General features: G+C 72.2%; 23 protein-coding genes. 15 read left to right on the top strand and 8 right to left on the bottom strand.

What is annotated here, in order from left to right; genetic code table 11:
- Positions 1-57 precede the first annotated feature (57 nt).
- The 6 genes from IE95_RS0117570 to IE95_RS0117545 all read right to left on the bottom strand — a co-directional run bounded on the left by IE95_RS0117570 (position 58) and on the right by IE95_RS0117545 (position 6401).
- Complete coding sequence (locus IE95_RS0117570; RefSeq protein WP_051703270.1) at positions 58-1311, bottom strand: MFS transporter; 1254 nt, start codon at positions 1309-1311, stop codon at positions 58-60.
- Positions 1312-2463, bottom strand: a complete 1152-nt coding sequence (locus tag IE95_RS0117565; RefSeq protein WP_030153337.1) for an FAD-dependent oxidoreductase — start codon at positions 2461-2463, stop codon at positions 1312-1314.
- A gap of 138 nt (positions 2464-2601) precedes the next feature.
- Positions 2602-2871, bottom strand: coding sequence for a YHS domain-containing protein (locus IE95_RS0117560; RefSeq protein WP_030153335.1), 270 nt, complete (start codon positions 2869-2871; stop codon positions 2602-2604).
- 53 nt (positions 2872-2924) lie between these two features.
- On the bottom strand, positions 2925-5195 hold the full coding sequence (locus IE95_RS0117555; protein WP_030153333.1) for a heavy metal translocating P-type ATPase: 2271 nt from the start codon (positions 5193-5195) through the stop codon (positions 2925-2927).
- 46 nt (positions 5196-5241) lie between these two features.
- Complete coding sequence (locus IE95_RS0117550; RefSeq protein WP_030153331.1) at positions 5242-6198, bottom strand: hypothetical protein; 957 nt, start codon at positions 6196-6198, stop codon at positions 5242-5244.
- Positions 6195-6401 carry a heavy-metal-associated domain-containing protein gene (locus IE95_RS0117545; protein ID WP_030153329.1) on the bottom strand — a complete coding sequence of 69 codons (207 nt, stop codon included), beginning with the start codon at positions 6399-6401 and terminating at the stop codon, positions 6195-6197. The genes IE95_RS0117550 and IE95_RS0117545 overlap by 4 nt, the downstream gene beginning before the upstream one ends.
- Before the next feature lie 288 nt (positions 6402-6689).
- Between IE95_RS0117545 and IE95_RS0117540 the strand changes: the two genes are divergently transcribed.
- The 3 genes from IE95_RS0117540 (at position 6690) to IE95_RS0117530 (ending at position 9370) form a co-directional block, all read left to right on the top strand.
- Positions 6690-8120 (top strand): MFS transporter, encoded by a 1431-nt coding sequence (locus tag IE95_RS0117540; protein WP_030153327.1) that lies wholly within the window; start codon positions 6690-6692, stop codon positions 8118-8120.
- Between the two features lie 57 nt (positions 8121-8177).
- Positions 8178-8726: a universal stress protein gene (locus tag IE95_RS0117535; protein ID WP_051703269.1), complete on the top strand. Its 549-nt coding sequence runs from the start codon at positions 8178-8180 to the stop codon at positions 8724-8726.
- A gap of 104 nt (positions 8727-8830) precedes the next feature.
- A complete protein-coding gene (locus tag IE95_RS0117530) occupies positions 8831-9370 on the top strand; it encodes a carboxymuconolactone decarboxylase family protein (RefSeq protein ID WP_030153323.1) in 540 nt (179 codons plus the stop codon).
- 71 nt (positions 9371-9441) lie between these two features.
- On the opposite strand, the gene IE95_RS0117525 is transcribed toward IE95_RS0117530, so the two are convergent.
- Positions 9442-10128 (bottom strand): rhomboid-like protein, encoded by a 687-nt coding sequence (locus IE95_RS0117525; protein ID WP_030153321.1) that lies wholly within the window; start codon positions 10126-10128, stop codon positions 9442-9444.
- An 84-nt stretch (positions 10129-10212) separates the two neighbouring features.
- On the opposite strand from IE95_RS0117525, the gene IE95_RS0117520 reads away from it, so the two are divergent.
- The gene (locus IE95_RS0117520) at positions 10213-10629 is read left to right on the top strand and encodes a VOC family protein (protein ID WP_030153319.1); all 417 of its coding nucleotides are present in this window, start codon (positions 10213-10215) and stop codon (positions 10627-10629) included.
- 705 nt (positions 10630-11334) lie between these two features.
- Positions 11335-11829: an FBP domain-containing protein gene (locus IE95_RS0117510; protein WP_030153317.1), complete on the top strand. Its 495-nt coding sequence runs from the start codon at positions 11335-11337 to the stop codon at positions 11827-11829.
- Positions 11830-11914: 85 nt separating this feature from the next.
- Here IE95_RS0117510 and IE95_RS19855 read toward each other — a convergent pair whose 3' ends face one another.
- Positions 11915-12856, bottom strand: coding sequence for a sugar-binding transcriptional regulator (locus tag IE95_RS19855; RefSeq protein ID WP_030153315.1), 942 nt, complete (start codon positions 12854-12856; stop codon positions 11915-11917).
- 202 nt (positions 12857-13058) lie between these two features.
- Between IE95_RS19855 and IE95_RS0117500 the strand changes: the two genes are divergently transcribed.
- From IE95_RS0117500 to IE95_RS0117455, 10 genes are all read left to right on the top strand, one after another.
- Complete coding sequence (locus IE95_RS0117500; RefSeq protein WP_084690395.1) at positions 13059-14432, top strand: MFS transporter; 1374 nt, start codon at positions 13059-13061, stop codon at positions 14430-14432.
- Positions 14433-14469: 37 nt separating this feature from the next.
- Positions 14470-16095 (top strand): FGGY-family carbohydrate kinase, encoded by a 1626-nt coding sequence (locus IE95_RS0117495; RefSeq protein ID WP_051703268.1) that lies wholly within the window; start codon positions 14470-14472, stop codon positions 16093-16095.
- Positions 16092-17108, top strand: coding sequence for an NAD(P)-dependent oxidoreductase (locus IE95_RS0117490; protein WP_051703267.1), 1017 nt, complete (start codon positions 16092-16094; stop codon positions 17106-17108). Before IE95_RS0117495 ends, IE95_RS0117490 begins: the two co-directional genes overlap by 4 nt.
- Before the next feature lie 53 nt (positions 17109-17161).
- Entirely contained in the window at positions 17162-17788 is a 627-nt protein-coding gene (locus tag IE95_RS0117485; protein ID WP_030153307.1) for a class II aldolase/adducin family protein, read from the top strand.
- A 31-nt stretch (positions 17789-17819) separates the two neighbouring features.
- Positions 17820-18998 (top strand): zinc-binding dehydrogenase, encoded by a 1179-nt coding sequence (locus tag IE95_RS0117480; protein WP_051703266.1) that lies wholly within the window; start codon positions 17820-17822, stop codon positions 18996-18998.
- A gap of 60 nt (positions 18999-19058) precedes the next feature.
- The gene (locus IE95_RS0117475; protein WP_030153304.1) at positions 19059-19457 is read left to right on the top strand and encodes a VOC family protein; all 399 of its coding nucleotides are present in this window, start codon (positions 19059-19061) and stop codon (positions 19455-19457) included.
- Between the two features lie 75 nt (positions 19458-19532).
- Positions 19533-20480: a PhzF family phenazine biosynthesis protein gene (locus IE95_RS0117470; RefSeq protein WP_030153303.1), complete on the top strand. Its 948-nt coding sequence runs from the start codon at positions 19533-19535 to the stop codon at positions 20478-20480.
- Positions 20481-20585: 105 nt separating this feature from the next.
- Entirely contained in the window at positions 20586-21827 is a 1242-nt protein-coding gene (locus IE95_RS0117465; protein ID WP_051703265.1) for an MFS transporter, read from the top strand.
- Positions 21828-21966: 139 nt separating this feature from the next.
- Positions 21967-22680: a LytR/AlgR family response regulator transcription factor gene (locus IE95_RS0117460; RefSeq protein ID WP_030153299.1), complete on the top strand. Its 714-nt coding sequence runs from the start codon at positions 21967-21969 to the stop codon at positions 22678-22680.
- Positions 22677-24074 (top strand): ATP-binding protein, encoded by a 1398-nt coding sequence (locus IE95_RS0117455; protein ID WP_051703264.1) that lies wholly within the window; start codon positions 22677-22679, stop codon positions 24072-24074. Before IE95_RS0117460 ends, IE95_RS0117455 begins: the two co-directional genes overlap by 4 nt.
- Positions 24075-24293: the final 219 nt, after the last annotated feature.

Raw genomic sequence — 24293 nt, 5'->3', positions numbered from 1 at the left:
ACGCGCTCAACGCATTCCTGCGGTCCGCCGGGTACCGAGATCCGGATGATCGCGCGTTCATCGGCGACCGGCCCGCACGGAACCGTCCGAGACCGACGCCGGCGCCCGCGGGCCGTCCAGGCCCTGGTCGTCCCGGACGCGCAGGCGTGTCACGGTCGCCACCAGGCACAACCCGACGATCACCGCGCCGAGGACGGTCATCGCCCCCGCGAGCGAGACGAGCGGGACGAGGAGCCCGGCAATGATCGACGGGACCCCGAAAGCAAGATAGGAGATGGTGTACATGACGGCCATGACGGCCGCTCTCTCGGTCGGCGCGACGCGGGGCATCAATGTCTGGAGAACTCCCATGAAAGCGGTCCCGAATCCCGCACCGAGAATCATGGCGGCAAAGATGTAGACGGGAAATGAATGCACCGCGAGCGCCGCCACGCTCAGCGCGGTGCCCGCACCGAGGGCGGACGTGCCGAAGACGCTGACGACCCGGGCCGGCCGTCGGCGGAGCACGACGGACGTGACGATCCCCGAGGCCGCGAAGACGGTGATGCCGAGGCTCTGCCCGACGTGCGTCGTCGCGCCGAGCTCGCTCGCGACGACCGACGACCCGAGGGCGAGGAAGAGCCCGTTCGTCGCCCAGCCCGCGACGATCGCCGGAGTCGCCACCGCCAGTCGCCGACGCACGTGCCGGGGGACGCCGAGCCGTGGGACCGTCCACGGTGTGCGCGCGGCGGGGGCGCGCACGACGTCCGGGGTCGACCAGACGACGGCCGAGACCAGGAGGAAGACCGCGGCGAGCGCGCCGAACACGACGTCGGCGGGTTCGCTCGCGTGGTCGAGGGCGAGCGCCCCCGCGAGCGCCCCCGTCCCGAGCCCGGTCATGGGCGCGACCGTGTTCCACAGCGCCGCTGCCCCCGGCCGCCGCGGAGAGGCGAGGTCGACCACCATGGCGGACAACGCCGGGAGCAGCAGGCCGGCCGCAACACCCTGGAGCGACCTGGCCAGGAGGAGCGTGGCCAGGCCGTCCGCCTGCCAGAACAGCACGAGGCTGACGACGAGGACCACGGAGCCCACGGTGATGACGGGCCGGCGGCCCACCACGTCGGAGAGTCCGCCCGCGACGAGCAGCGCGCCGAGCATCGTGAACGCGTAGACGGCGAAGACCGACGTCGTCGCGACCGGGACGAGCCCGAGCCGCTCGGTCAGCTCCGGGTAGAAGGGGGAGGGAGCGCTCGCCGCGACCATGAGCAGGAACGTCCCGACGACGGCCAGACGCGAGCCCCGGCGTCGTGCCCCGGTGGTGAAGGACTGCATCTAGGCTCGCGCCTCGTGGAGCCGGCTGCCCCACCCGTAGACCTCGCCCACCGCTTCGACCCCGCTGACGCCGACGACCGTGCCCTCCTGCTCGTGCAGGACCACGAGCCCGTCGGTCTGCGCGACGCGCGTCCCGGGGTGTCCCGTGTACCCGACCCCCGATATCAGCCGACCGTGGATCATCGCCATGTACGCGCTGCGGGGCCGGTACGGGCCCGGGTCCTCGCCGCGGCCGAGGTCGTGCAGCACCGTCTGCGCGGCGTGCACCCCCTGCGCGGCGCTGTCCTCCCAGTGGTCGATGCGCCACGTCCCGAGGTGGTCGTCGTGATGCACGGCGGCGCCGCCCGCCGCGTACACGGCCCCGTGACCGGAGACACGGAGCCGGTCGTCGACGGCGACCCCGTCGCGCCAGGGTGATGGAGCCGCAGGCGTCGTGCCGAGCGCGACGACGACGAGGTCGACCTCCAGGTCGGTCCCGTCGTCGAGGGTCACGACCGTCGCGTCCGGTGTCGCGAGGACGCGACGGACGGTGCGGCCGAAGTACGTGGTCACCCGCGCCTCGTGGTCGGCGGCGACGCGCTCGGCGACCGGCCGTCCGAAGCCGGCCACGCCGGGGACCCTGCTGCGGGCGACGAGGCTGACCCGGTGCCCCAGCGCCTGCAGCGTCGAGGCGGTCTCGGACGCGATCAGCCCGCCCCCGTAGATCGCGACGCGCGCGGACTCCCCGCACGCCGCGATCGCCTCCCGGATGCGCACGGCGTCGTCGAGCGAGTGCAGCGTGAGCAGGCGGCCCGCCCGGACGGCGTGCTCCACCCCTGCGACGTCGGGGTCCAGGCCTCGGGGCCGGCTCCCGGTCGCGACGAGGAGCGCGTCGTAGGTGATCGTGGCCCCCGAGGCCAGGTGGACATCCTGCGTCGCGGGGTCGACCCGCTCGGCGGTGTCGGCGACGAGCTCTCCGTGAGGGGCAGGCAGCCGGATCAGCTCGGGGGCGGCCTGCCCGTAGGCGACGTTCTTGACGAGCATCCGCGAGTACGGGCTCTCGCCGGTCCGTCCGACGACGGTCGTCCGGACGTCGCCCCGACCGGCGAGGGCTCGGGCGGCGGCCGTACCGGCCGATCCTGCCCCGAGGATCACGACGTGGCGTGCGGTCATGGGGTGCGTTCTCCAGGTTCGGATAGGGGCGCCGCACCCGCGAGGGGCGGCGGCGAGCTGCGGGCTTCCGGGGAAGGGCGAGGTTGACGGGCGGGGTCCGCGGCACACGAGGGCGCCGCGGACCCCGCGTCCACGTCGCTACGCCATGTTGGCGGCGTACTTCGCCGGGTCCGAGTCGAAGGCCGGACCGCATCCGCCGCAGCAGAAGTAGTACCGCTCACCCTCGTGGTCCCGGTACAGACCGGCCGCCTCGGCCGCCTTCTTGCTGACGGGGCTGCCGACCATGACCGGGCAGGTGGTCATGTCGTCGCTCGCAGCGCCGAGCAGGTTCTCGGTGCCGTCGCCCGCCGCGGCGGGGTTGGACGCACCGGTGCTGCAACAGCTGGTCGCCTGAGGTTCGTTCGCCATCGTGGGTGGTTCCCTTCGTGCTTCTGTGGGTGGTGGTGTGAGTTCCGGGGGCGTCATGACCTGGCGACGCTCCGGAACCCGCGCAGGCGCAGGCTGTTGCCCACGACGAAGACGCTCGACAGCGCCATCGCAGCCCCTGCGAGCATGGGGTTGAGCATGCCGAGCGCCGCGACGGGGATGGCCGCGACGTTGTAGGCGAAGGCCCAGAACAGGTTGGTCTTGATCGTTCCGAGCGTCTTGCGGGACAAGCGGATCGCGTCGACCGCGCTACGCAGGTCGCCGCGCACCAGGGTGATGTCGGACGCCTCGATCGCGACGTCCGCACCGGTGCCCATGGCGAGGCCGAGGTCGGCCTGGGCGAGGGCCGGGGCGTCGTTGACGCCGTCGCCGATCATCGCGACGACCTTCCCCTCGGCCTGGAGCCGGGTGACGACGTCGACCTTGTCCTTGGGGAGCACTTCGGCGATGACCTCGTCGATGCCCACCTCCGCGGCGATCTGCCGGGCGACGGCCTCGTTGTCACCGGTGAGGAGCACGGGGGTCAGTCCGATCGCCTTGAGCTGTGCGATCGCCTCGGCGCTCGTCGGCTTGACCGTGTCGGCCACGACGAGGATGCCTCGTGCCCGGCCGTCCCAGCCCACCGCGACGACGGTCTTGCCCTCGCCCTCGGCGCGCGCCTTCGTGGCGGCCAGCTCGGGGCTCAGCTCCTGGGACCACTCGGCGAGCAGCGACTCGCGGCCCACCAGGACGGCGTGCCCGTCGACGACGCCCTGCACGCCCTTGCCCTCGATGTTCGCGAAGTCCTCGGGCGTGAGCAGTGCGCCGACCTCCTGCGTCGCCCCCTTGGCGATCGCCTGCGCGATCGGGTGCTCCGAGGCGTCCTCGAGCGCGCCGGCGAGTCGGAGCAGCTCCGTGCGGTCCGTGCCCGGCTCCACGACCACGTCGACGAGCGTCATCTTGCCGGTCGTGACGGTGCCGGTCTTGTCCAGCACGACGGTGTCGATCTTGCGGGTGGACTCGAGCACCTCCGGGCCCTTGATGAGCACGCCCATCTGCGCGCCGCGGCCGGTGCCGACCAGGAGCGCGGTGGGCGTCGCCAGCCCCAGTGCGCAGGGGCAGGCGATCACGAGGACGGCGACCGCTGCGGTGAAGGCCGCGCTCACGGGGAACCCCGCGCCCAACCAGCCCCCGAGGGCGGCGGCCGCGATCACGATCACGATCGGCACGAACACGCCCGAGATCCTGTCGGCCAGGCGCTGCACCTCGGCCTTGCCGGTCTGAGCGTCCTCGACGAGCCTGGCCATCTGCGCGAGCTGCGTGTCCGACCCGATCCGGGTCGCACGGACCACGAGCCGACCGCCCGCGTTCGTCGTGGCACCGGTGACGGTGTCTCCCGCGGAGACCTCGACCGGCACCGACTCCCCCGTGAGCATCGACTCGTCGACGGCGGACGTGCCCGTCACGACCACGCCGTCCGTGGCGATCTTCTCGCCCGGGCGGACGACGAATTCGTCACCGACCTGCAGGTCCTCGACGGGGATCTTCGTCTCGACGTCGCCGCGCAGGACCGAGACCTCCTTCGCGCCGAGCTCGAGCAGCGCGCGCAGCGCCGCACCGGCCTGCTTCTTGGAGCGCTTCTCGAAGTACCGGCCGGCGAGGATGAACATCGTGACCCCGGCACCCACCTCGAGGTAGATGTTCGCCGCACCGTCGGAGGGCGCCAGAGCGAACTCGAACGGGTGCGTCATGCCGGGGGTGCCCGCCGTGCCGAAGAACAGCGCGTACAGCGACCACAGGAACGCGGCGGACGTCCCCATGGAGATGAGCGTGTCCATCGTCGCGGTGCCGTGCTTGAGGTTCGCCCACGCCGCCTTGTGGAACGGCCACGCCGCCCACACGATCACGGGAGCGGCCAGCGCGAGCGAGGCCCACTGCCAGTAGGTGAACTGCCACGCCGGGACCATGGCCATCGCGATGACCGGAACGGTCAGCACGATCGCGCCGATCAGCCGGTTGCGCAGCGAGGTCAGCTCGGGGTCCTCACCCTCACCCCCGCCGTCCGACCCACCGTCCTTCTTCGCTCCCTTGGGCACGGGCAGCGCGGCGGTGTACCCGGTCTTCTCGACCTCGGCGATCAGCAGCGCCGGGTCGTACCCGTCCGGGACCGTCACCTTGGCCTTCTCGGTCGCGTAGTTCACGGTCGCGACCACGCCGTCGAGCTTGTTCAGCTTCTTCTCGATCCGCATGGCGCAGGAGGCGCAGGTCATGCCGCCGATCTCCAGCTCGACGCCCGTGATCACGCCCGGAGGCGCTGATGTGCTCATGTGCAGTTCCTTCTCTCGGCTGGTGGGAAAGGGCCCGACCTCTCGGTCAGTGCCCCTCCGGGTGCGTTCCGCCCTCGGGGTCCGTGGGGTCGGCGCCGGGAGCGGCGTCGAGCACGAGCTCGGCGGTGTGGACCTGGCCGTCGACCTGGAAGTCCAGGTACAGCAGGTAGCGGCCCGCGGTCGGGGCCTCGGCGGCGAAGGCGACGTCCGGCCCGGCCGTCTGACCGGCCTCCGGGTCCGCGCCGTCGGCGTGGATGTGCAGGTAGGCGAGGTCCCCGTCGCGCAGGGCGACGAGGTGGCCGAACGCTCCCAGGTACGGCTCCAGGGCCGTGACGGGCTCGCCGTCGCGGGTGACCGTGAACGTGAGGCCGCTCGAGGCGCCCGCCGCCAGCTCGCCGTCGACGGTCACGGTGTAGCCGTCGACCTGGGCGGTCCGGGTCGGTTGCTGCTCGACGGGCACGAAGCCCCCGGCCACCTGGACCGTGCGGGTCACCGTACGGGAGGACTCGCCCGCACCCGCGGGCGTGAAGTCCGCGAAGACGCGGTAGCTGCCCGCCGCGGCCCACTCCCAGGGGATCGACCAGGTGCCCGAGGTCTCGTCCAGCACGGGGTGGACGTGCCGGAACTGGCTGCCGTCCGTCCGGACGACGATCAGGTGCAGGTCCTTCTCGTGCGCGGTCGTGTACTGCGTCACCGGAGCGCCCGCGTGGTCCTGGACCTGGAAGCTCAGCTCCCCGGGCTCGCCGACCCCCGCGGGTGCGTCGACGGACGACAGGGCGAACCCGTCGACCCCGAGCGCGAGGCCCTTCACGCCGCTCGCAGCACCCCCCGCCGCTCCGGTGCTCGCCGCACCGTGTCCTTCTCCGTGCTCGTTCATCTCGCTCCCTTCGGTCCAGTCGGCGACGGTGCTCTCGGGCACGACGGCTCCGGCGACGCCGAACGCGCCGCCGAAGGCCACCACGAGCCCGAGGCCGTAGAGGGTCAGTCGTGCGCCCGTCCTCATGCGGACCGCACCGCCGAATAGCCGGCCTCCTCGACGGCGGCCAGGACCTGCGCGTCGTCGACGGGGCCCGTCACCACGAGCCGTCCCGTCTGCGCGCTGACCTGGATGTCCTCGACCCCGGCGACCTGTCCGACCTCCTCGCGGATCGACAGCTCGCAGTGCCCGCACGTCATGCCCGTCACCTGGTACTCGTTCGTGGCCATGGCGGAGCCTTCCTCTCGTGAGACTTGATACCCCCACCGGGTATCTCTCTCTCGAACATATACCCCAAGGGGGTATCGCGCAAGCATGGCCCCCTGCTCAGGGCGAGGGGCCAGGCGAGTCGCCCGAGTTTCCGACCAGGCGCGTCCACTCATACCCCTACGGGGTACGGACCTTCGAGGCGCCACAAAGCATGCCAACGGGTTCAGGCGGTCTTGACACCCATACCCCCCATGGGTATACCTTTTGCCGACGCCGGGCGTGCCGGCCGTCCCTCAGGAGGAGATCTCATGTCTACCCATCCACCACTGTCGCCGGCGAAGCGGTGGCTCGGCCTCGCGCTCATCGCCACGGCACAGTTCGTCGTCATCATGGACACCTCGATCATCGGCGTCGCCCTGCCGGACATCCAGAGAGACCTGGGCTTCACACCGGAGTCCCTGTCCTGGGTGTTCAACGCCTACGTGGTCGCCTTCGGTGGCCTGCTCCTGCTCGGAGGACGCCTCGCCGACGTCTTCGGTGCGCGCAAGATCTTCGTGCTCGGCTGGCTCGTGCTGATCGTCGGGTCGGTCCTCGCGGGAGCCGCGAGCACCATCGGGCTCGAGATCACCGGCCGCGCGATCCAGGGGGCTGGTTCGGCGATGATCGCACCCGCCGCGCTGACCCTGCTGATGATGCTCTTCGGCGGCACACGTGACCTTCCGAAGGCCTTCGCCGTCTACGGCGCGGCCGCACCGGTCGGAGGCAGCGCCGGAGTCTTCCTCGGCGGAGTCCTCACCGAGTACGCGAGCTGGCCCTGGGTCTTCTACGTCACCGTGCCGATCGCGGTCCTCGTGCTCGCGTTCACCGCGTCGACCCTCCCCCGCACCGAGAAGAAGGCGTCGGGGTCGATCGACATCGCGGGTGCGCTCACCGTGACGGCAGGGCTCGCAGCCGTCGTCTACGCCGTCGTCAACGCCCCGGAGGTCGGCTGGCTCACGCTGCCCACGCTCGGCGCCCTGGCCGCGGGCATCGTCCTGCTCGTGATCTTCTTCGTCATCCAGGCGCGCAGCCGCAACCCCCTGCTCCGTCTCGGTCTGCTGCGTGCACCCCTGCTCGGCGCCGCGAACGGTGCACAGCTCCTGCTGGGTGCTGCGTGGGTCTCGATGTGGTTCTTCCTGAACCTGTACCTGCAGCAGGTCCTCGGCGCGAGCGCCTTCGCCGCCGGCGCCGCGCTCCTGCCGATGACCGGGCTCGTCGTCCTCGTCATGCTCGCGCTGGCTCCCCGGCTCCAGGAGAGGTTCGGCGCGAAGTCCCTCATCGTGACGGGCCTCCTGCTGCTCGCGGCCGGGCTCGTCTGGCTCTCGTTCGTCCGGCCTGACGGCAGCTACGCCGTCGACGTCCTGCCCGCCTCACTCCTGGCCGCGCTCGGCATGTCCCTCGCGTTCGTCCCCTCGCTCGGCACGGCGATCAACGCCGCACCGGCGGCCGAGACGGGCGTCGCGTCGGGGCTCGTGAGCACGAGCTACCAGATCGGGTCCGCGCTCGGGCTCGCGGCGCTCACGGCCATCGTCTACGTCGTGTCCGGCACCGATCCTTCGCGGGTCGAGCTCACGCAGGGCTACTCGGCCGCGTTCGTCGGGGCGGGGATCCTCGCCCTCGTCGGAGCGATCGTGACCGCCGTCGCGATGTCGAGGCCCCGGGTGCCCGCCGCCGCGACGGACACGTCGATCGGCCGCTAGCCGCACGGAGCCCGGTCCCGACCGGCTCCCTCACCACCACCTCGAAGGGAAACACCCATGTCCACTCCCCGCCTGCTCATCGCCTACGACGGATCGCCCAACGCGCACAGCGCGATGCAGACCGTCGCCGGGCTCTTCCCCGGCGCCACCGCGGTCCTGCTCTACGCCCGTCAGCCCATGGAGGGGTTCGCGGCCCACCTCGAGGGCCACCCCGCGCTCGAGCAGCTGCAGGGCCTCGACGCCGCGGCGCTCGACGTGTCGGAGCGGATCGCCTCCGACGGCGCGCAGGTCGCCCGCGACCTCGGGCTGGTCGCCGAGCCCCACGTCTCCTCGACGATGGCCACGGCCGCCGAGGCCATCGTCGAGGCCGCAGAAGAGCTCGACGTCGACCTGATCGTGCTCGGCTCCCGCGGCCGACGTGGCCTCAGGGCGACCCTGCTCGGCAGCACCTCGGCCAGCGTCCTGCACCACGCCACCCGCCCGACCCTCGTGATCCCCTCGGACGCCGTGGCGCTGGCCCGCCGCACCAGCCGGGCCGCAGGCAGCCCGGCCGCATCGGACGGTCGGGTCCCGTCAGAGGTCCGTGTCGCGTCCGACGCCGGCTGACCGCTCCTCGGTGACCGCCCGGGTCCGCCAGGCGCTCCTGCCTGGCGGACCCGGCACCGGACCCACCGCCCCGTTCCGTTCCCCTCGACGTGAAGGAGACTGCTGTGCCCCGCCTTTCCCGCCTGACCCCGGAGACCACCGTGGGCGCCTCGAAGGACCTGCTCGCCGAGCTCGTGGACCGCCACGGCAGCGTGGGTGACATGGTCTCGACGATGGCGCACTCCCCGGCCGTGCTCGGTGGATACCTGCAGCTCAGCCGTGCCATGAGGCGCGCCAAGCTGGACCGCAGGACCAGCGAGCTCGTCTCGATCGCCGTCCAGGCGCAGCAGGGCTGCGGCCTGTGCCTCGCGTCGCACGTCGGGGCCGCTCGGGCCCTCGGAGCCGGAGAGGACGAGATCGCGCTGGCCCACGACGGCTGGTCCGCCGATCCCGCGGTCGCCGCGATCGTCGCCTTCGGCGTCCAGGTCTACCGCGACCCGACGTCGATCACCGACGAGCAGGTCGACACCCTCCGGCACCACGGCTACAGCGACCGCGAGATCGTCGACGTCGTCGGCGTCGTCGCGCTCAACCTCCTCACCGGGGCGTTCAACCTCGTCGCCGGGCTCACGCCCGGTGCGCCCTCGGTGCGGCGCAAGGCCTGATCTCCCGGGGACGTCCCGGCCGCGTCCCGTGCGGGCTCTCGTCCGGTCCGACGACCCGTCGAGCGGCTCCGTCACCGCCGCCCCGGGACGTCCCCCGACCACCCGGCCGCCTGCCGGGTCCGGCCCGCGACGAACGCGACCGTGAGCCCGACGACGAGCGCCGTCGTGTGCCCGACCGCGGTGAAGTTCCGCACGACGAGGCCCGGCCCCACCCAGTAGACGACGACGAACGCGACCCACCACCAGCGCCAGCGCCTCGGCACGACGACGCTCAGGAAGCCCATGACGGTCGCCATGACGTAGCTGACGCCGACGTCGTCGACGGTCGCGACGCTCGGGTTCACGAAGCCGTGGAAGATCCCGGTCGTCAGGACCATGGCCGTGAACACCGTCGCGCCGACGTGCCCCATGAACCCCACCGCGAGCGACGCGAGCCGCCCGACGAAGCGCTGCGCGTAGGCCAGGACCACGAGGAGCTGGAGCACCAGGAGCACCTCGCTCGGCGAGGAGATGACGAAGGCGCTCGCGAGCAGCACCGAGATCGGGCGGTCGCGCAGGTTTGCGAGGTTGGTGCTCGTGTCCTCGTACACCTGGTCCCGCGTGCCCTCGGGCAGCATCCACAGCACGATCGCGACGAGCAGCACCACGGAGCAGTAGACGATCGCGAGGTCGGCCCGCCGGACCGTTCGCCACAGGTCGGCCAGGGCGTGATGCAGGAGGTGAGCGGGTGTCGCGCCGCCCGTGGGGCCGTCCGTCATGCCGTCACGCTACGCCGGGACGCGGCCGCGAGCGCCCGGAAGCCGGCCCTGTCCCCTGGCCGGCCGTTCCCCTACGGTGGGGGCATGAGCGTACGGATCGGTCGACTCGTCCTGACGTCCCGCGACCTCGACGCCTCGGCGGCGTTCTACGCGGACGCCTTCGGGTTCCGCACGCTGCACGACGCGAGCCCTGACGGCTTCCGGCTGCTGCACGTGGGCCCGGGCGACGTCCCCGACCCGGGGCTGTGGCTCTTCGGTGTCGAGGACGGGACGTCTCCTGGCGGGTCCGACGGCGCCCCCGCCCTCGTCCTGTACGTCGACGACCTGGGTGGCACGGTCGCGCGGCTCGCGGTCCTGGGCGTCACGCCTCACGTCCCCGTGACGACCGACGCGACGAGCGGGCAGTCCTTCGCGCACGTGCTCGACCCGGACGGTCACGAGCTGGTCCTCGTCGAGGGGGTCACGCCGCAGGGTGGGTCGTCGTCGGGCGCGCGGTCCTGAAGGGCTCGCGTTCCTGAGGGGTCCGCGTTCCTGAAGGGGGTCGCGGGGGCCCCACGCCTCCTTTCACGGCCTCCGCGGTGGTTCCTCGGCGCGTCCCGACGCCGGACTGGACTTCCTGTGGGTCTTGGCTATGGTGGCCGGTTCACCTGCAGGCTGGAAGGAGGTGAGCCACATGGCCAAGAACGACAAGAAGCAGCCGTCGCTTTCCCTGAAGGACAAGCGCGCACAGAAGCGCGAGAAGGCAGCCGAGACCACCGCGAAGGTGCGCAAGCGATAGACCCTGCGCAGCGGGCGGGTCGTCGTCACGTGCATGGGCGGCGACCCGCCTCCGCAGCACCTCCCCAGAATTCTCGTGGGAGATACGGGTGCCCGGGCGTACGATCGACGGTGAGCTGTGCCGTGGGACGAGCCCCGGCCACTGATCGGGAGCGCATCTTTCATGCAGCGAGGAAGCGGGGCGGCCGTCCTGGCCTGCTCGGGCGCGGGCCGCAGGCCCGCCCAGCACGCCTGACGCCCGACGGCGCCACCCACCGGTGAACCTTCGAGGCTCACCGGACGATCGGCGTACCTCGGCGGGTCCCCTCCCCGGTGGGTCCTCGCGACCACCGGCGTACCCCGACGTGCCGTCCTCCGCCCCCGCCCGACCTGTCGGTCCTGGGCCGCTGCGGGCGGGACGGCCCCCTCCTGCACGAGAGCCGTAGAACCATGATCCCCCTGACCGAGAAGCAGATCCGCGCGTCCTTCGTGAACGCCTCGCGCCGCGAGTCCTCGCAGCTGACCCTCCCGTCCGACCTCGCGGACCTCCGCTGGGACCGCCTCGACTACCTGGGCTGGGTCGACCGCAAGGCGCCGCTGCGCGCCTACGCGGTCGTGCCTGTCGACGACACGCTGGTCGGGCTCGCGCTGCGCGCCCCCGAGGGTGCGGCGTCGCGCCGCCGCGCGGTGTGCGCGTGGTGCGAGGACGTCGTCGCGACCGACGACGTGTCGCTGTACGTCGTGCGCCGGGCCGGTGCGGCCGGGCGCAACGGCGACACGATCGGCACCCTGATCTGCACGACGTTCGAGTGCTCGAAGAACGTCCGCCGCAAGCCGACCGTCGTCGAAGCAGGTCAGGACCCCGCGGGCCTGGTCGAGCGTCGCATCGAGGGTCTGCGCGAGCGGTCCGCGAAGTTCGCGCGCGAGGTCCTGCGCGAGGTCTGACCCGGGTGCGCACCCTGGGGCGCGCGGGGCGTGGCGGTGCCGGTCCTGGCACCGCCACGCCTCGCGGAGCCCTCGGAGCGAGCCGTCAGGCCGTCCGGGCGCTGGGCGCCGTGCGCTCCAACAGGTCCGTCGCGCTGTCGACGTCGGTCACGACGACGTTGACCAGCCCGCAGGCGAGGGCGGTGAACAGCGCGTCGCGCTTCTCGGGGCCACCGGCCATGGCGACCCGGACGTCGATCGAGCGCAGCTCGTCGAGCGTCAGGCTCACGACACGTTCGTCCACCTCACCGTGGACCGTGTTGCCGTCGGCGTCGAAGAAGCGTGCCGAGACGTCGCCGACGGCTCCGAGGTCGCGCAGCGCCTCGAACTCGCTCTCGGTGATCCATCTCCGCAGGGCCTGGGCAGCACGCTGGTTACCGCCGATCCCGACGACCAGGACGTCGGCTGCGGCCGCGGCCTCGAGCACCGCTCTGGTGTCGGGGTCCTCGCGGACGGCTGCTGCGGCGTCGGGGCCGGCCGCGATGAGCGGGGCGGGCAGGTGGAAGGGGGTGCCGCCGGTGACGTGCGCGAGCGAGGTGACGAGCTCGTGGGGGTCGGCGCCGTTGGCGCGGCCGGCTCGGCTGCCCGCGAGAGGGAGGATCTCGAGCTCGGGCAGCTCGAGCGGCCGGAGCTGCGCGATGCTCGCTGCGACCGAGCGGCTGAGCCCGACGGCGACGCGTCGGGCGCGCGGCAGCACCGCGCCGAGGGCGTCGGCGCCCGAGAGCGCGAGCGAGGCGGCGGCGCGGTCGTCGTCGGACCTCCCCGACGGGCTGACCCAGGCGCTCTGGAGCCCGAAGCGCTCGACGAGCGCTTCCTCCAGGTCGGCGAAGGGCCGTTCGTCGCTGTGGACCGTGATCTCGACGATCCCGCGGCGCCGGGCGTCGGCGAGCATGCGCGTGACCTTGATCCGGGACACGTCGAGCATCGACGCGATCTCCGCGTGCGTGAGCCCGTGCTCGTAGTAGAGGCGCGCGACGCGTCCGATCATCTGGTGATCATCCGTTCGCATCCACGCACCTCCGTTCGCCGGGTGCCCTCAGGCTATCTCACCTGCGACGACACCCGTCGGCAGGCACCTCCTGCCGGGTCGGCACGCCCGACCGGTCTTGACACGACGCGAAGTTGGCTCACAATGGTTGAACCACCGTTCGTTCACATGAACAAATGTACATGACTCAAGGAGGAGTCGCATGTCCAGTGTCGAAGCACCAGCCGGCGGAGCGTTCGCCCGCTTCCTCACCTCTCAAGGGATCTCCCGACCGCTCGCCTGGGGGTTCGTCGCCCTCATGCTCTTCATGGTCGGCGACGGGATCGAGCTCAGCTTCCTGTCCAACTATCTGACCGAGGGCGGATTCAGCGCCGGACAGGTCGCGGGCCTCTTCAGCGCCTACGGCATCGTCGTCGCCGTCTCCGCCTGGCTCGCAGGAGCCCTCGCCGAAGCGTGGGGCCCCCGCCGCGTCATGCTGCTCGGGGCAGCCGTCTGGATCGTGTTCGAGGTCGTCTTCCTCGCGTTCGGCGTCATGCCCGGCAACTACCCCGTGATGGTCTTCGCGTACGCCGTCCGCGCCATCGGCTACCCCTTCTTCGCGTACGGCTTCCTCGTCTGGGTCACCATGGAGACCCCCAACGCCGTCATGGGCAAGGCCGTCGGCTGGTACTGGTTCTTCAACGCGATGGGCCTCGGTGTCATCAGCGGGTACTTCGTCGCAGGCGCCATCGACCCCCTGGGGTCGCTCGGGACGCTCTGGTCGGCGCTCGCCTTCGTCGTCGTCGCCACCGTGATGGTCGCGCTGCTCGTCCGCACCCGCTCGGGAGCCCACAAGATCAGCCGCGAGGAGACGGTCAAGGGCCTCGTCCGGAGCATCACGATCATGCGGGACCGCCCGAAGGTCGCGGTGGGCGGCGCCGTCCGCCTCATCAACACCATCTCCTACTACTCGTTCGCGGTGTTCCTGGGCGTCTACATGGTCGGCACCGTCGGCTTCACCCAGGCGCAGTGGTCCTCGATCTGGGGAACCATGCTGCTCGCCAACGTGGCCGCCAACCTCGTCTCCGGATACGCGTCGGACAGGTTCGGCCGCATCAACGTCATCGCCTGGGGCGGTGGTCTCGCGACCGCCATCACGGTGCTCGGCTTCTACTACGTGCCGCAGGGCCTGGGTGCGAACTTCCCGGTGATCATGGCGCTCGGCATCGTCTACGGGCTGGCGCTCGGCATGTACGTCCCGCTGTCCGCCGTGGTGCCGCTCCTCGCGCCCCAGAACAAGGCGGCCGCCGTCGCGGTCCTGAACCTCGGCGCAGGGCTGTCGAACTTCGTCGGGCCTGCGGTCGCCGCCCTCGTGGTCCCGCTGGGCGTCGCTCCTGTCGTCTGGATCCTCGCGGGCTTCTACGTCGTCGGCCTGTTCCTGACGTTCCTGCTGCGCGAACCCGGCATCGAGGCTGCGGACCACCTCCCAGGGGCCTCCGACGGCGCGACCCTCGGAGCGAGCGCGGACGACGACCCCCGGACCACCACCTCGGGCCCCGGGACCACCGCGGTCGACAGCACGGTCGTGGGTCGTTGAGCCCGCGCCGCGACCCCCGAAGGGAAGATGATCGGGCATGACTCGTACGCCTGCCGTCCTCGGCATCGACGCCGGGACCACCTCCGTCAAGTCCGTCGTCCTCTCGCTCGACGGGGAGGTGCTGGGATCCTCGCGGTCCACCGTCCGCATCCGTCGCCCCCGCCCCGACCGGGCCGAGCAGGACATGGACGAGGTCTGGTCTGCCGTCGCCGCCACGATCTGCGCCGCGTGCGACGAGGCGGGTGACGTCGAGCTCATCGGAGCAGCCGTGACCGGGCAGGGTGACGGCGCGTGGCTCGTCGACGAGGACGGCAGGCCCGTCGGCCCCGCTCTGCTCTGGCTCGACGGACGCGCCGCGCCTCGGGTCGCCGCGTGGGGGCGCGACGGCCGCGGCGCGCTCGTCCGGGAGATCACGGGGTCTGCGCTGTTCCCCGGCGCCCTGCCCGTCCTCCTCGAAGAGCTGGAGGAGAACGACCCCGGGCTCGTGCGCTCAGCCGCGACCCACCTCAACTGCAAGGACTGGATCCGTTTCCGGCTCACGGGCCGGCGGGCGACCGACCCGTCCGAGGCCTCACGCACGTACCTCGACGTGGCGCAGGGCACGTACTCGCCCAGACTCCTGGCCGGGCTCGGCCACGAACGGTTCGAGCGACTGCTGCCGCCGCTGCTCCCCCCGGGAACCGTCGCCGGGCACGTCACCGCGGCCGCCGCGCGGGAGACCGGGCTACCGGTCGGCCTGCCCGTCGCCACGGGCATGGTCGACACCCCCGCCGGTGGCGTCGGGCTCGGGGTCATCGACCCCGGGCAGGTCTACGCGATCCTCGGCACCACGGCGTTCGTGGGTGCCGTCCAGGACGGTCCGCGTGCTCCGGCCGACCTGCCCGTCATCACGGTCGCGCTCGGCGAGTCGGACCACGTCGTCGAGTGCCTCGCCCCCATGAACGGGACCCCGAACCTCGACTGGGCCCGGCAGGTCACCGGGCTCGACTCGCTCGACTGGGAGGACGTCGCACGGATCGTGCGGGCCGAACCCGCCGGCGCAGGCGGCGTCCTCTACCTCCCCTACGCCGGGGTCAGCGGCGAACGTGCCCCGTTCGTCGACACCGACGCGTCGGCCGCGTGGCTCAACCTCTCGGTCCGCACGACACCCGGCCAGCTGCTTCGCGCGGTCTACGAGGGGATCGCCCTCTCGCTGCGGGAGTGCATGGACCTCCTCGGCGTCGACCACGACGCCACCGTGCGCCTGTGCGGCGGCGGCGCCCAGTCCTCGCTCGTGTGCGAGATCGTCGCCGACGTCACGGGTCGTCCCGTCGAGCGCTCCACCGTCGCCGAGCTGGGCGTGCGAGGCGTGGCCGCCCTCGTCCTCGTCGCGACCGGTCGCGCCCCGGACCTGCGCGCCGCGACCGGACGGCTGGGCACCGACACGCACCGGTTCGAGCCGGACCCTCGTCTCCGCACGCTGCACGACGCTCAGGCCACGGTGTTCACCGCGGTCCGTGAGGCGAACCGTCACCACTGGGCCTCGCTGCGCGACCTGCGCCAGGCCTCCCACCAGATCGACCAGGAAGCGACCCGGCGGGAACGACCCGCGCACACGGTCGTCGCCCGCCCGCCGTCGGGCACCTCCCGCACGACGGCGAACCACGACAAGGAGCTCCCATGACCGCCCCGACCACCCCGCACCTGCTCGTGACAGCGCCCTTCGACGCCGCTCGTGCCGAGTCGCTCGGCGAGCACTTCGCCGTCGACGTCGTCCAGCCGTCGCTCGACGGCGGCTCGCTCGCCGAGCGCGGCATCGACGACCTGCTCGCGACCGCGACCGTGATCGTCGCCGAGCTCGACGTCGTCGACACGGCGACGCTCGACAAGGCACCGGGGCTGCGGGTCGTCGTCTCGTGCCGCGCCAACCCGGTCAACGTCGACGTCGCCGCGTGCACGGAACGCGGCATCGCCGTTCTCACGACACCCGCACGCAACGCCGAGGTCACGGCAGACCTCGCCTTCACCCTGATGCTCATGACCGTCCGGCACGCGGGCGAGGCCGAGCGCTGGCTGCGCAGCGGCGCGTGGTCGCCCGACGACGTCTTCGAGCCCTACTCCCGGTTCCGCGGCATCCAGCTCGCGGGCCGGACCCTCGGCATCCTCGGGGGCGGGGCGATCGGCCGTCGCGTCCTGCGCCGCGCCCGCGCGTTCGGCATGGACGTCCTCGTCTACGACCCGTTCCTCGCCGCCGACGCGTTCGGGGACGAGGCCACGGTCACCACGCTCGACGAGGTCCTGTCCCGGTCCGACGTCGTGACCGTCCACGTGCCCCTCGCCGAGAGCACGATCGGGCTCCTCGGAGACCGCGAGCTGCGCCTCATGCGCCCCGACGCGTACCTCGTCAACGCAGGTCGCGCTGCGGTCGTCGAGGAGGACGCGCTCGTCGCCGCCCTGCAGGAGGGACGCCTCGCGGGCGCCGGGCTCGACGTCTTCTGGACCGAGCCGGTCCCGGCGGACCACCCCCTCCTGGCGCTCGACAGCGTGACGCTCACGCCGCACATCGGGGGCGCGTCCGACGACGTCGTCGCCGAGCACTCGCGCATCGCCGCCGACGGCCTGCTGACGTGGCTCGACGGCGGGCGTCCCGCGACGATCGCCAACCCCGACGTCCTCGCCGCCACCGCCCGCGCCTGACCCTGCACCCGCGTCGGGCACGCAGTCACCGACGCACGACGGAAGGAACCACCATGACCACGCTCGACGACCTCGTCCTGGAGCTGTGCGACGTCGGACACGACGCCGTCGACAAGGGCCTCGTCCTGGCCAGCGGAGGCAACCTCTCCGCGCGCCTCCCGGGGGGCGACGTGTTCGCCGTGACGGGCTCGGGGACGTTCCTCGACAGGCTCACCCCCGCCGACTTCACCGTCATGACGCTCGACGGCGAGGTCGTCGGCGGCTCGCCCCGGCCCTCGTCGGAGTGGAAGCTGCACCAGCGCACCTATCTGGCGCGCCCCGACGCGGGCTCCGTGATCCACGTCCACCCGCAGTACGCGGTGCTGCTCGACGCGCTGGGGCACGAGATCCGCCTGTTCACGCTCGACCACGCGTACTACGTGAAGTCGGTCGGCCGCACGCCCTACTTCCCGAACGGCTCGGACGAGCTCGCCGACAGCGCGGCGGCCGAGGCCGCGACGCACGACTGCGTGATCCAGGGCTTCCACGGCTGCTCGGCCGTCGGCCCCGACATCGCCATGGCCTACCGCCGCGCCCTCAACCTCGAGCAGGCCGCCGAGGCGACGTTCCGCGCGTTGCAGCTCGGCGACACCACGACGTCCTTCCCCCAGGAGCACTGGGCGACGCTGCACCACGCGTGACCCGCTCCCACCACCTCACCCTGGAGACCGCATGACGCTCGCACGGACCGGCACGACCCCCGACACGCACCCCGCGGACGACTACACCGCTCCCTTCCCGGCCAGAGCCGTGGTCTGGAACGGTCCCGGCAAGGGCCTGAGCATCGAGGACGTCGTGCTCGACCCACCCGGCCCGGGCGAGGTCGCGGTACGGATGCTCGCGAGCGGCGTGTGCCACTCGGACCTGCACATCCTCGACGACGACTGGGACCTGCCGAGCCCGCTCGTCATGGGCCACGAGGGCGCCGGCATCGTCGTGGCCCTCGGCCCGGGGGTCGGTCGACACCCGGAGGACCCCCGCGTGGGGGACCGCGTGGTCCTGGCGTGGACCGCCCCGTGCGGCCGCTGCGCCCGGTGCGCCGACGGTGACGGGCACCTGTGCGCGGCGCCGGTCGGGGGCGACCACCGCACGTCCCCGGACCAGGTCCGGGTCCGCCGCACCGACGGCACCCCGCTCGGCATCCACTGCGGGATCGGGACCATGTCGACGCACCAGGTCGTGGCGGCCGAGGCCGCGGTCCGCGTCGATCCCCGGTTGCCCGCGACCCAGGCGTCGCTCGTCGGGTGCGCCATCACCACCGGCGTCGGCGCCGCGCTGTGGACGGCCGGCGTCGAGCCCGGGGACGAGGTCGTCGTGATCGGGCTCGGCGGGGTCGGCCTCTCCGCCGTCATGGGCGCGGCGCTCGCCGGGGCGTCGCGCGTGATCGGCGTCGACCGCGAGCAGGCGAAGCTCGACCTCGCTCTCCGGGTCGGGGCCACGCACGGCGTCCTGGCGACGGACGACGCGCAGACGACCGCCGCCGTCCGGGAGCTGTGCGACGACGGCCCGGACCACGTGATCGAGGCCATCGGTCTGACGTCCACGATCGAGCTCGCGACGCGCCTCGTCCGGCCGGGAGGCACGACCACGCTGGTCGGCCTCACCCGGGCCGGCGCGACCGCGGCGCTCGACACCTACCAGTTCGTCTTCTCGGGAGCGCGCATCGTGGCCTCGATCTACGGTTCGGCCGTCCCGTCCACGGCGTTCCCGCGCCTCGTGCGCCACGCGATCGAGGGGCAGCTGCCCATCGACGCGATCGTCAGCCAGGAGATCGCGCTCGACGACGTCGCGGCAGCGTTCGACGCGATGCGCCGCCGCGAGGGGGCACGTCAGGTGATCGTCTTCGGCTGACCGCCTCGCCGTGCCCTGTCGGGGCGCCCGCACCGGCAGGGCACGGCTACGCTCCACGTCATGCTGAGCCTCGAGAACGCCACGTACCTGGTGCACGACCTGGACGACGCCATCGCCTTCTTCACGGACGCGCTCGGTTTCACGCTCCGCCAGGACGAGACGTTCGAGGGCGGGTGGCGGCGCGTCGTCGTGAGTCCGGGTGGCGACGACGTCCCGGGCACCGGGCTCGTCCTCGCCCTGGCGACCTCCGACGACGCGCGCGCCCGCGTGGGCCGACCGGTGGGCGGCGAGGTGGCCTTCTTCCTGCGCACGGACGACTTCGCGGCCCAGCACGCCCGCATGCTCGCGCACGGCGTGACGTTCCGGGAGGAGCCGCGGCACGAGCCCTACGGCACGGTCGCGGTCTTCGAGGACCTGTACGGCGCGCCGTGGGACCTGATCCAGCCGCCGAGCGCCTGAGACCCCGGGCGCGCCGACCCGCGGCGGACCCGGGGTCCGCGGCGGAGGTACGGGCACGGCAGTAGCGTCGGACACGTGAGCAACCCACCGCGCCTTCGCCCGTTCTCGCAGGTCGACGTCTTCACGACGACCCCCTACCGGGGCAACCCGGTCGCGGTGGTGCGCGACGCCGTCGGGCTGGGGGACGAGCAGATGGCCGCGTTCGCGCGCTGGACCAACCTGTCCGAGACGACGTTCCTCCTCCCGCCCTCCCCCGAGGGCGCGGCCGCCGGGGCCGACTACCGCCTGCGCATCTTCACACCCGCGGGCGAGCTCCCGTTCGCCGGGCACCCGACGCTCGGCTCGTGCCACGCGTGGCTCGCCGCGGGCGGCACTCCGCGCGAGCCCGGGGTCGTGGTCCAGGAGTGCGGGATCGGTCTGGTCCCGCTGCGCCGTTCCCCCACGGACGCCGTGCCGGCCCTGCCCGACGGCGCAGCCTCCCCGGGCGGCAGGCTCGCCTTCGTGGCCCCCGACCTCCTGACGGACGAGCCCGTCGACCTGTCGACGCTGGCCGCGATCACGCGCGCGCTCGGGCTCGACGCGCACGACGTGGTCGACCACCGCTTCCTCGACAACGGGCCGGGCTGGCGCGTGCTCCTGCTCGGCTCGGCCGAGAAGGTCCTCGCGCTCGACCCCGACTTCACGGGGCTGGGCGACCTGGCGATCGGCGTCGTCGGACCGTACACCGCGCTCGGGGACGGGAGCTACGACGGCCCCGACGGGGCCGCGGTCGAGGTACGCGGCTACGCGCTCGACATGGGCATCCCCGAGGACCCCGTGACAGGCAGCCTCAACGCCGTCGTCGCGCAGTGGCTCCAGCCCGACGGCCTGGTGCCCGCCGAGTACGTCGCGAGCCAGGGCACGGCGCTCGGGCGGGCCGGGCGCGTCCACGTGCGCCGCGTCGGCGACGACGACGGTCGCCCGGACACCGTGTGGGTCGGCGGCGACGCCGTGACCTGCATCGACGGGACCGTGCTGCTCTGACCCGTGCACCCGCCGAGGCACGGCGGGGCCGCACCGCCGGACTCGGGCGTCCCGCCCACAGAAACCCGGTGAGGACGCAGCCGCACGCGGCATAGAGTTCACCGAATGTCAGGAAACCTTGCAGTCGGTCGCGCCCGCTGGTCGTTGATGGCGCTCTTCGCGCTCTTCGGCATCGTGGGCACGAGCTGGATGACGCGACTGCCCTCGATCCGCGAGGCGCTCGGGGTCTCCTCGGCACAGCTCGGCCTGATCCTCATCGTCGGCGCCGTCGGAGCACTGTTCGCCGTCATGTCCACGGGTGCGGTCGTCGCCCGGTTCGGGAGCCGCCGGACCCTCGTCGCGGCCACCGTCGTCAACCTCGTCGCGCTGCTGCTCGTCGCGTGGGGCACGGCGACCGGGAGCGTCGGCATCTTCGCGGTCGGTGCGTTCACCAACGGCGTCAGCGGCGCCCTGATGAACGTGCCGATCAACCTCAACGGGGCCATGGTCGAGCAGCGCGTCGGCCGCGCGATCCTCCCCCACTTCCACGCGGCCTTCTCGATCGGCGCCGGCGCCGGTGCGCTCGTCGGTGCCGCCTTCTCCTGGGCGCAGATCCACATCGCGGTCCAGCTCGTCGTCATCACGACCCTCGTCGCGATCGCCCGCGCCTTCCTCATCGGCCCGGCGACCGTGTTCGCCCCCGACCGGCAGGCCCCCGACGGCGCGGACGAGGCGACCCCGCGCCCGACCAGGCGTCGTGGTGCCGGGCTGCGCAACGCCCTATCGGCGTGGCGCGAGCCGCGCACCCTGCTCATCGGCCTGGTACTGCTCGCCGCGTCCCTATCCGAGGGATCGGCCGGCAACTGGCTCTCGATCTCGATGGTCGACGGCTTCGCCGTGCGCGAGGCCGTCGGCGCCATGGCCTACGGCACGTTCGTCGCGGCCATGACCGTCTTCCGCTTCGCCGGGACCGGACTCATCGACCGGTTCGGTCGCGTCACGATCCTGCGGGCCTCCGGGATCTCTGCCCTCGTCGGGCTGCTCCTGTTCGGCCTGGCCCCCGGGCTCCCGCTCGCCTGGTTCGGCATCGTGCTGTGGGGCTGCGGGGCCGCGCTCGCCAACCCCATCGCGATCGCCGCCGCGTCGGACGACCCCCTGCGGGCCCCGGGACGCGTGTCGGTCGTGACGTCCTTCATCTCGTTCGGCCAGCTCACGGCACCGCCGCTCCTGGGCCTGCTCGCCGACTCGATCGGCGGGCGGCACGCGCTGCTCACCATCACGGTGGCCACCGTCCTGAGCATCGTGCTCGCGGGCTGGGTCAAGCCGCTGCCGCAACCGAGCAGGAGCATGATGGCCGACCGGGTGTGACCTTCGCCCGCAGGACCGGACCCGGGCCGCCCGGTGCCCGAAACCGCCGTTTCGCGCCGATCTCGGCGCCGTATCGCTTGGTATCTTGGGGGGTCAACCGGGGGGTCGTCGGGGGTCGTCGTGAAAGAGGTTCGGCAGCATGATCCGCATCGGTGTCGTCGATGACGAGTCAGCGAGCAGAGACGTCGTGCTCGGTCACCTCGACCGCTTCCAGGTCGAGAACGGCGTGACGTTCGACGTCCGTACCTTCACCGACGGACGTGAGCTCGTCACCGGCTACCGCCCCGACTTCGACATCCTCTTCCTCGACGTCCAGATGAACGACCTCGACGGCCTCGACACCGCACGGCAGATCCGCACGCTCGACTCGCGGGTCGTCATCGTCTTCGTCACGAACATGGCGCAGTACGCGATCCACGGCTACGAGGTCGACGCGCTGAGCTACCTCCTCAAGCCCGTCCCCTGGTTCGCGTTCTCCCAGGAGCTGCGCCGCAGCATCGACCGTGTCCGGCGCAGCGGCACCGACTCGCTCATGCTCACCGTGAACGGTGCGCTCGCCCGGGTGGACCTCCTCGACGTCGTCTACATCGAGAGCATCAAGCACCGGGTCGTCGTCCACGCCGTCGACCGGACCTACGCGTTCACCGGCACCCTCAAGGCCTTCGAGACCGACCTCGCCGACAAGGGCTTCTTCCGCAGCAACAGCTGCTACCTCGTGAACATGCGCCACGTCCTGGCGGTCGACCAGAGCACGTGCGTCATGCTCGGCGGCGACGAGCTCCAGATCAGCCGACCGCGCAAGCGCGCCTTCCTCGACGCGCTCGCCGACCACGTCGGCGGACGCGTCGCGTGATCCAGGACGTTCTCTCCGCCACCGCGGAGGTCCCCACCGACATCCCCCGCGGCTTCACGGCCTTCGCCGAGTGGTCCGCGTGCCTCGTGTACATCCTGCTGCTGCGCAAGAGGTTCACGCCGCCCGTCCTCGCCCTCCTGCTCGGGCTGGGGCTCGGGCTCCTGTGGGCAGTCCAGTCCTTCGCGGACGAGCTGCCGATCCCCCTGTGGACGTTCGGCATGGCGCTGGCGGTCACCGCGATGTACAGCGTGGTCATGATCTGTGCCGACGTGTCGACGCGCGAGGCAGGCTACTTCACGGCACGGGCCTTCGTGCTCGCCGAGCTCGTCGCCTCGCTCCACTGGCAGCTCTACAGCTACGCCGTCGACCAGGGGTTCACGGGCGCAGGGGTCCAGGCGGGCCTGCTCGTCCTGGTCTACGGCACGGCGTTCACCGGGGCCTACCTCATCGAGCGGCGCCACTTCCCGCCCGACCAGCAGCTCGAGGTCGACCGGCGCGGCCTGCTGAGCGCGTCCGCGATCGCCGTCGTCACGTTCCTCATGAGCAACGTGAGCTTCGTCAGCTCGAACACCCCGTTCAGCGCGCAGTTCGGTCCCGAGATCTTCTACATCCGCACGCTCGTGGACCTCGCCGGGTACGTCGCCCTCTACGCCCAGCAGGGCCAGCGGCTCGAGCTCCAGCGTGCGGTCGAGGTCGAGGCGATGAACCGGATGCTGCGCTCGCAGCACGAGCAGTACCTGCAGTCCAAGCGGAACATCGACATCGTGCACCGCAAGTACCACGACCTCAAGCACTTCGTCACCGCGATCCGGACCGAGAGCGACCCAGCGGCCAAGGCGACGTACCTCGACCAGCTCGAGGAGAGCATCCAGGGATACGGGTCCCAGGTCGAGACGGGGAACCCCGTGCTCGACACCATCCTCACGTCGAAGACGTCGCAGTGCGCAGAGCTCGGGATCACCCTGACGTGCGTGGTCGACGGTGCAGCCCTGTCCTTCATGGACGCCATGGGCCTGAGCGCGCTCTTCGGCAACGCGCTCGACAACGCGATCGAGAGCACGGCCGCCCTGCCCGACCCGGAGAACCGGCTCGTGCGCGTCGCGGTCTACACGCAGAGCTCGCTCGTCATGGTCCGCTTCGAGAACTACCACGTGGGCGACCTCGACTTCGACGACGGGATCCCGCGGACGACCAAGCGCGACGCCCTCAACCACGGGTACGGCCTGCGGAACATGCGTCAGGTCGTCGAGGGCTACGGCGGGTCGCTCACCGTGCGCACCGAGTCCGACTGGTTCGTGGTGCGGGCACTGATCCCGGTCCCCGAGGGAAGCCGGTCCCGACCCCAGCGGCGACGGCTCGAGATCCTGGGGCCGCCGGACTCGTCAGGACACTGAGGCATCCGGGGACCCGCCGGGACAGCCACGCTGCGCACTCCCTCGGCGCGCGACGTCCTACCTCGCGACCACCAGGCTCAGTTGAAGCCGATGACGCGTTGTGCGGCTTTGTAGGCCAGGACGGACAGGTGGCGTCCGGGTCTGCCGGGGAGGTTGGAGATCTGGTGCAGGGTGGTGCGGCGTAGTCGGCGGTACAGGGCGGGGTCGTAGGCGCGGGCG

The organism is Oerskovia turbata, assembly GCF_000718325.1.
Taxonomy (GTDB): Bacteria; Actinomycetota; Actinomycetes; order Actinomycetales; family Cellulomonadaceae; genus Oerskovia; species Oerskovia turbata.
This window is presented reverse-complemented; position numbering and strand designations above follow the sequence as displayed.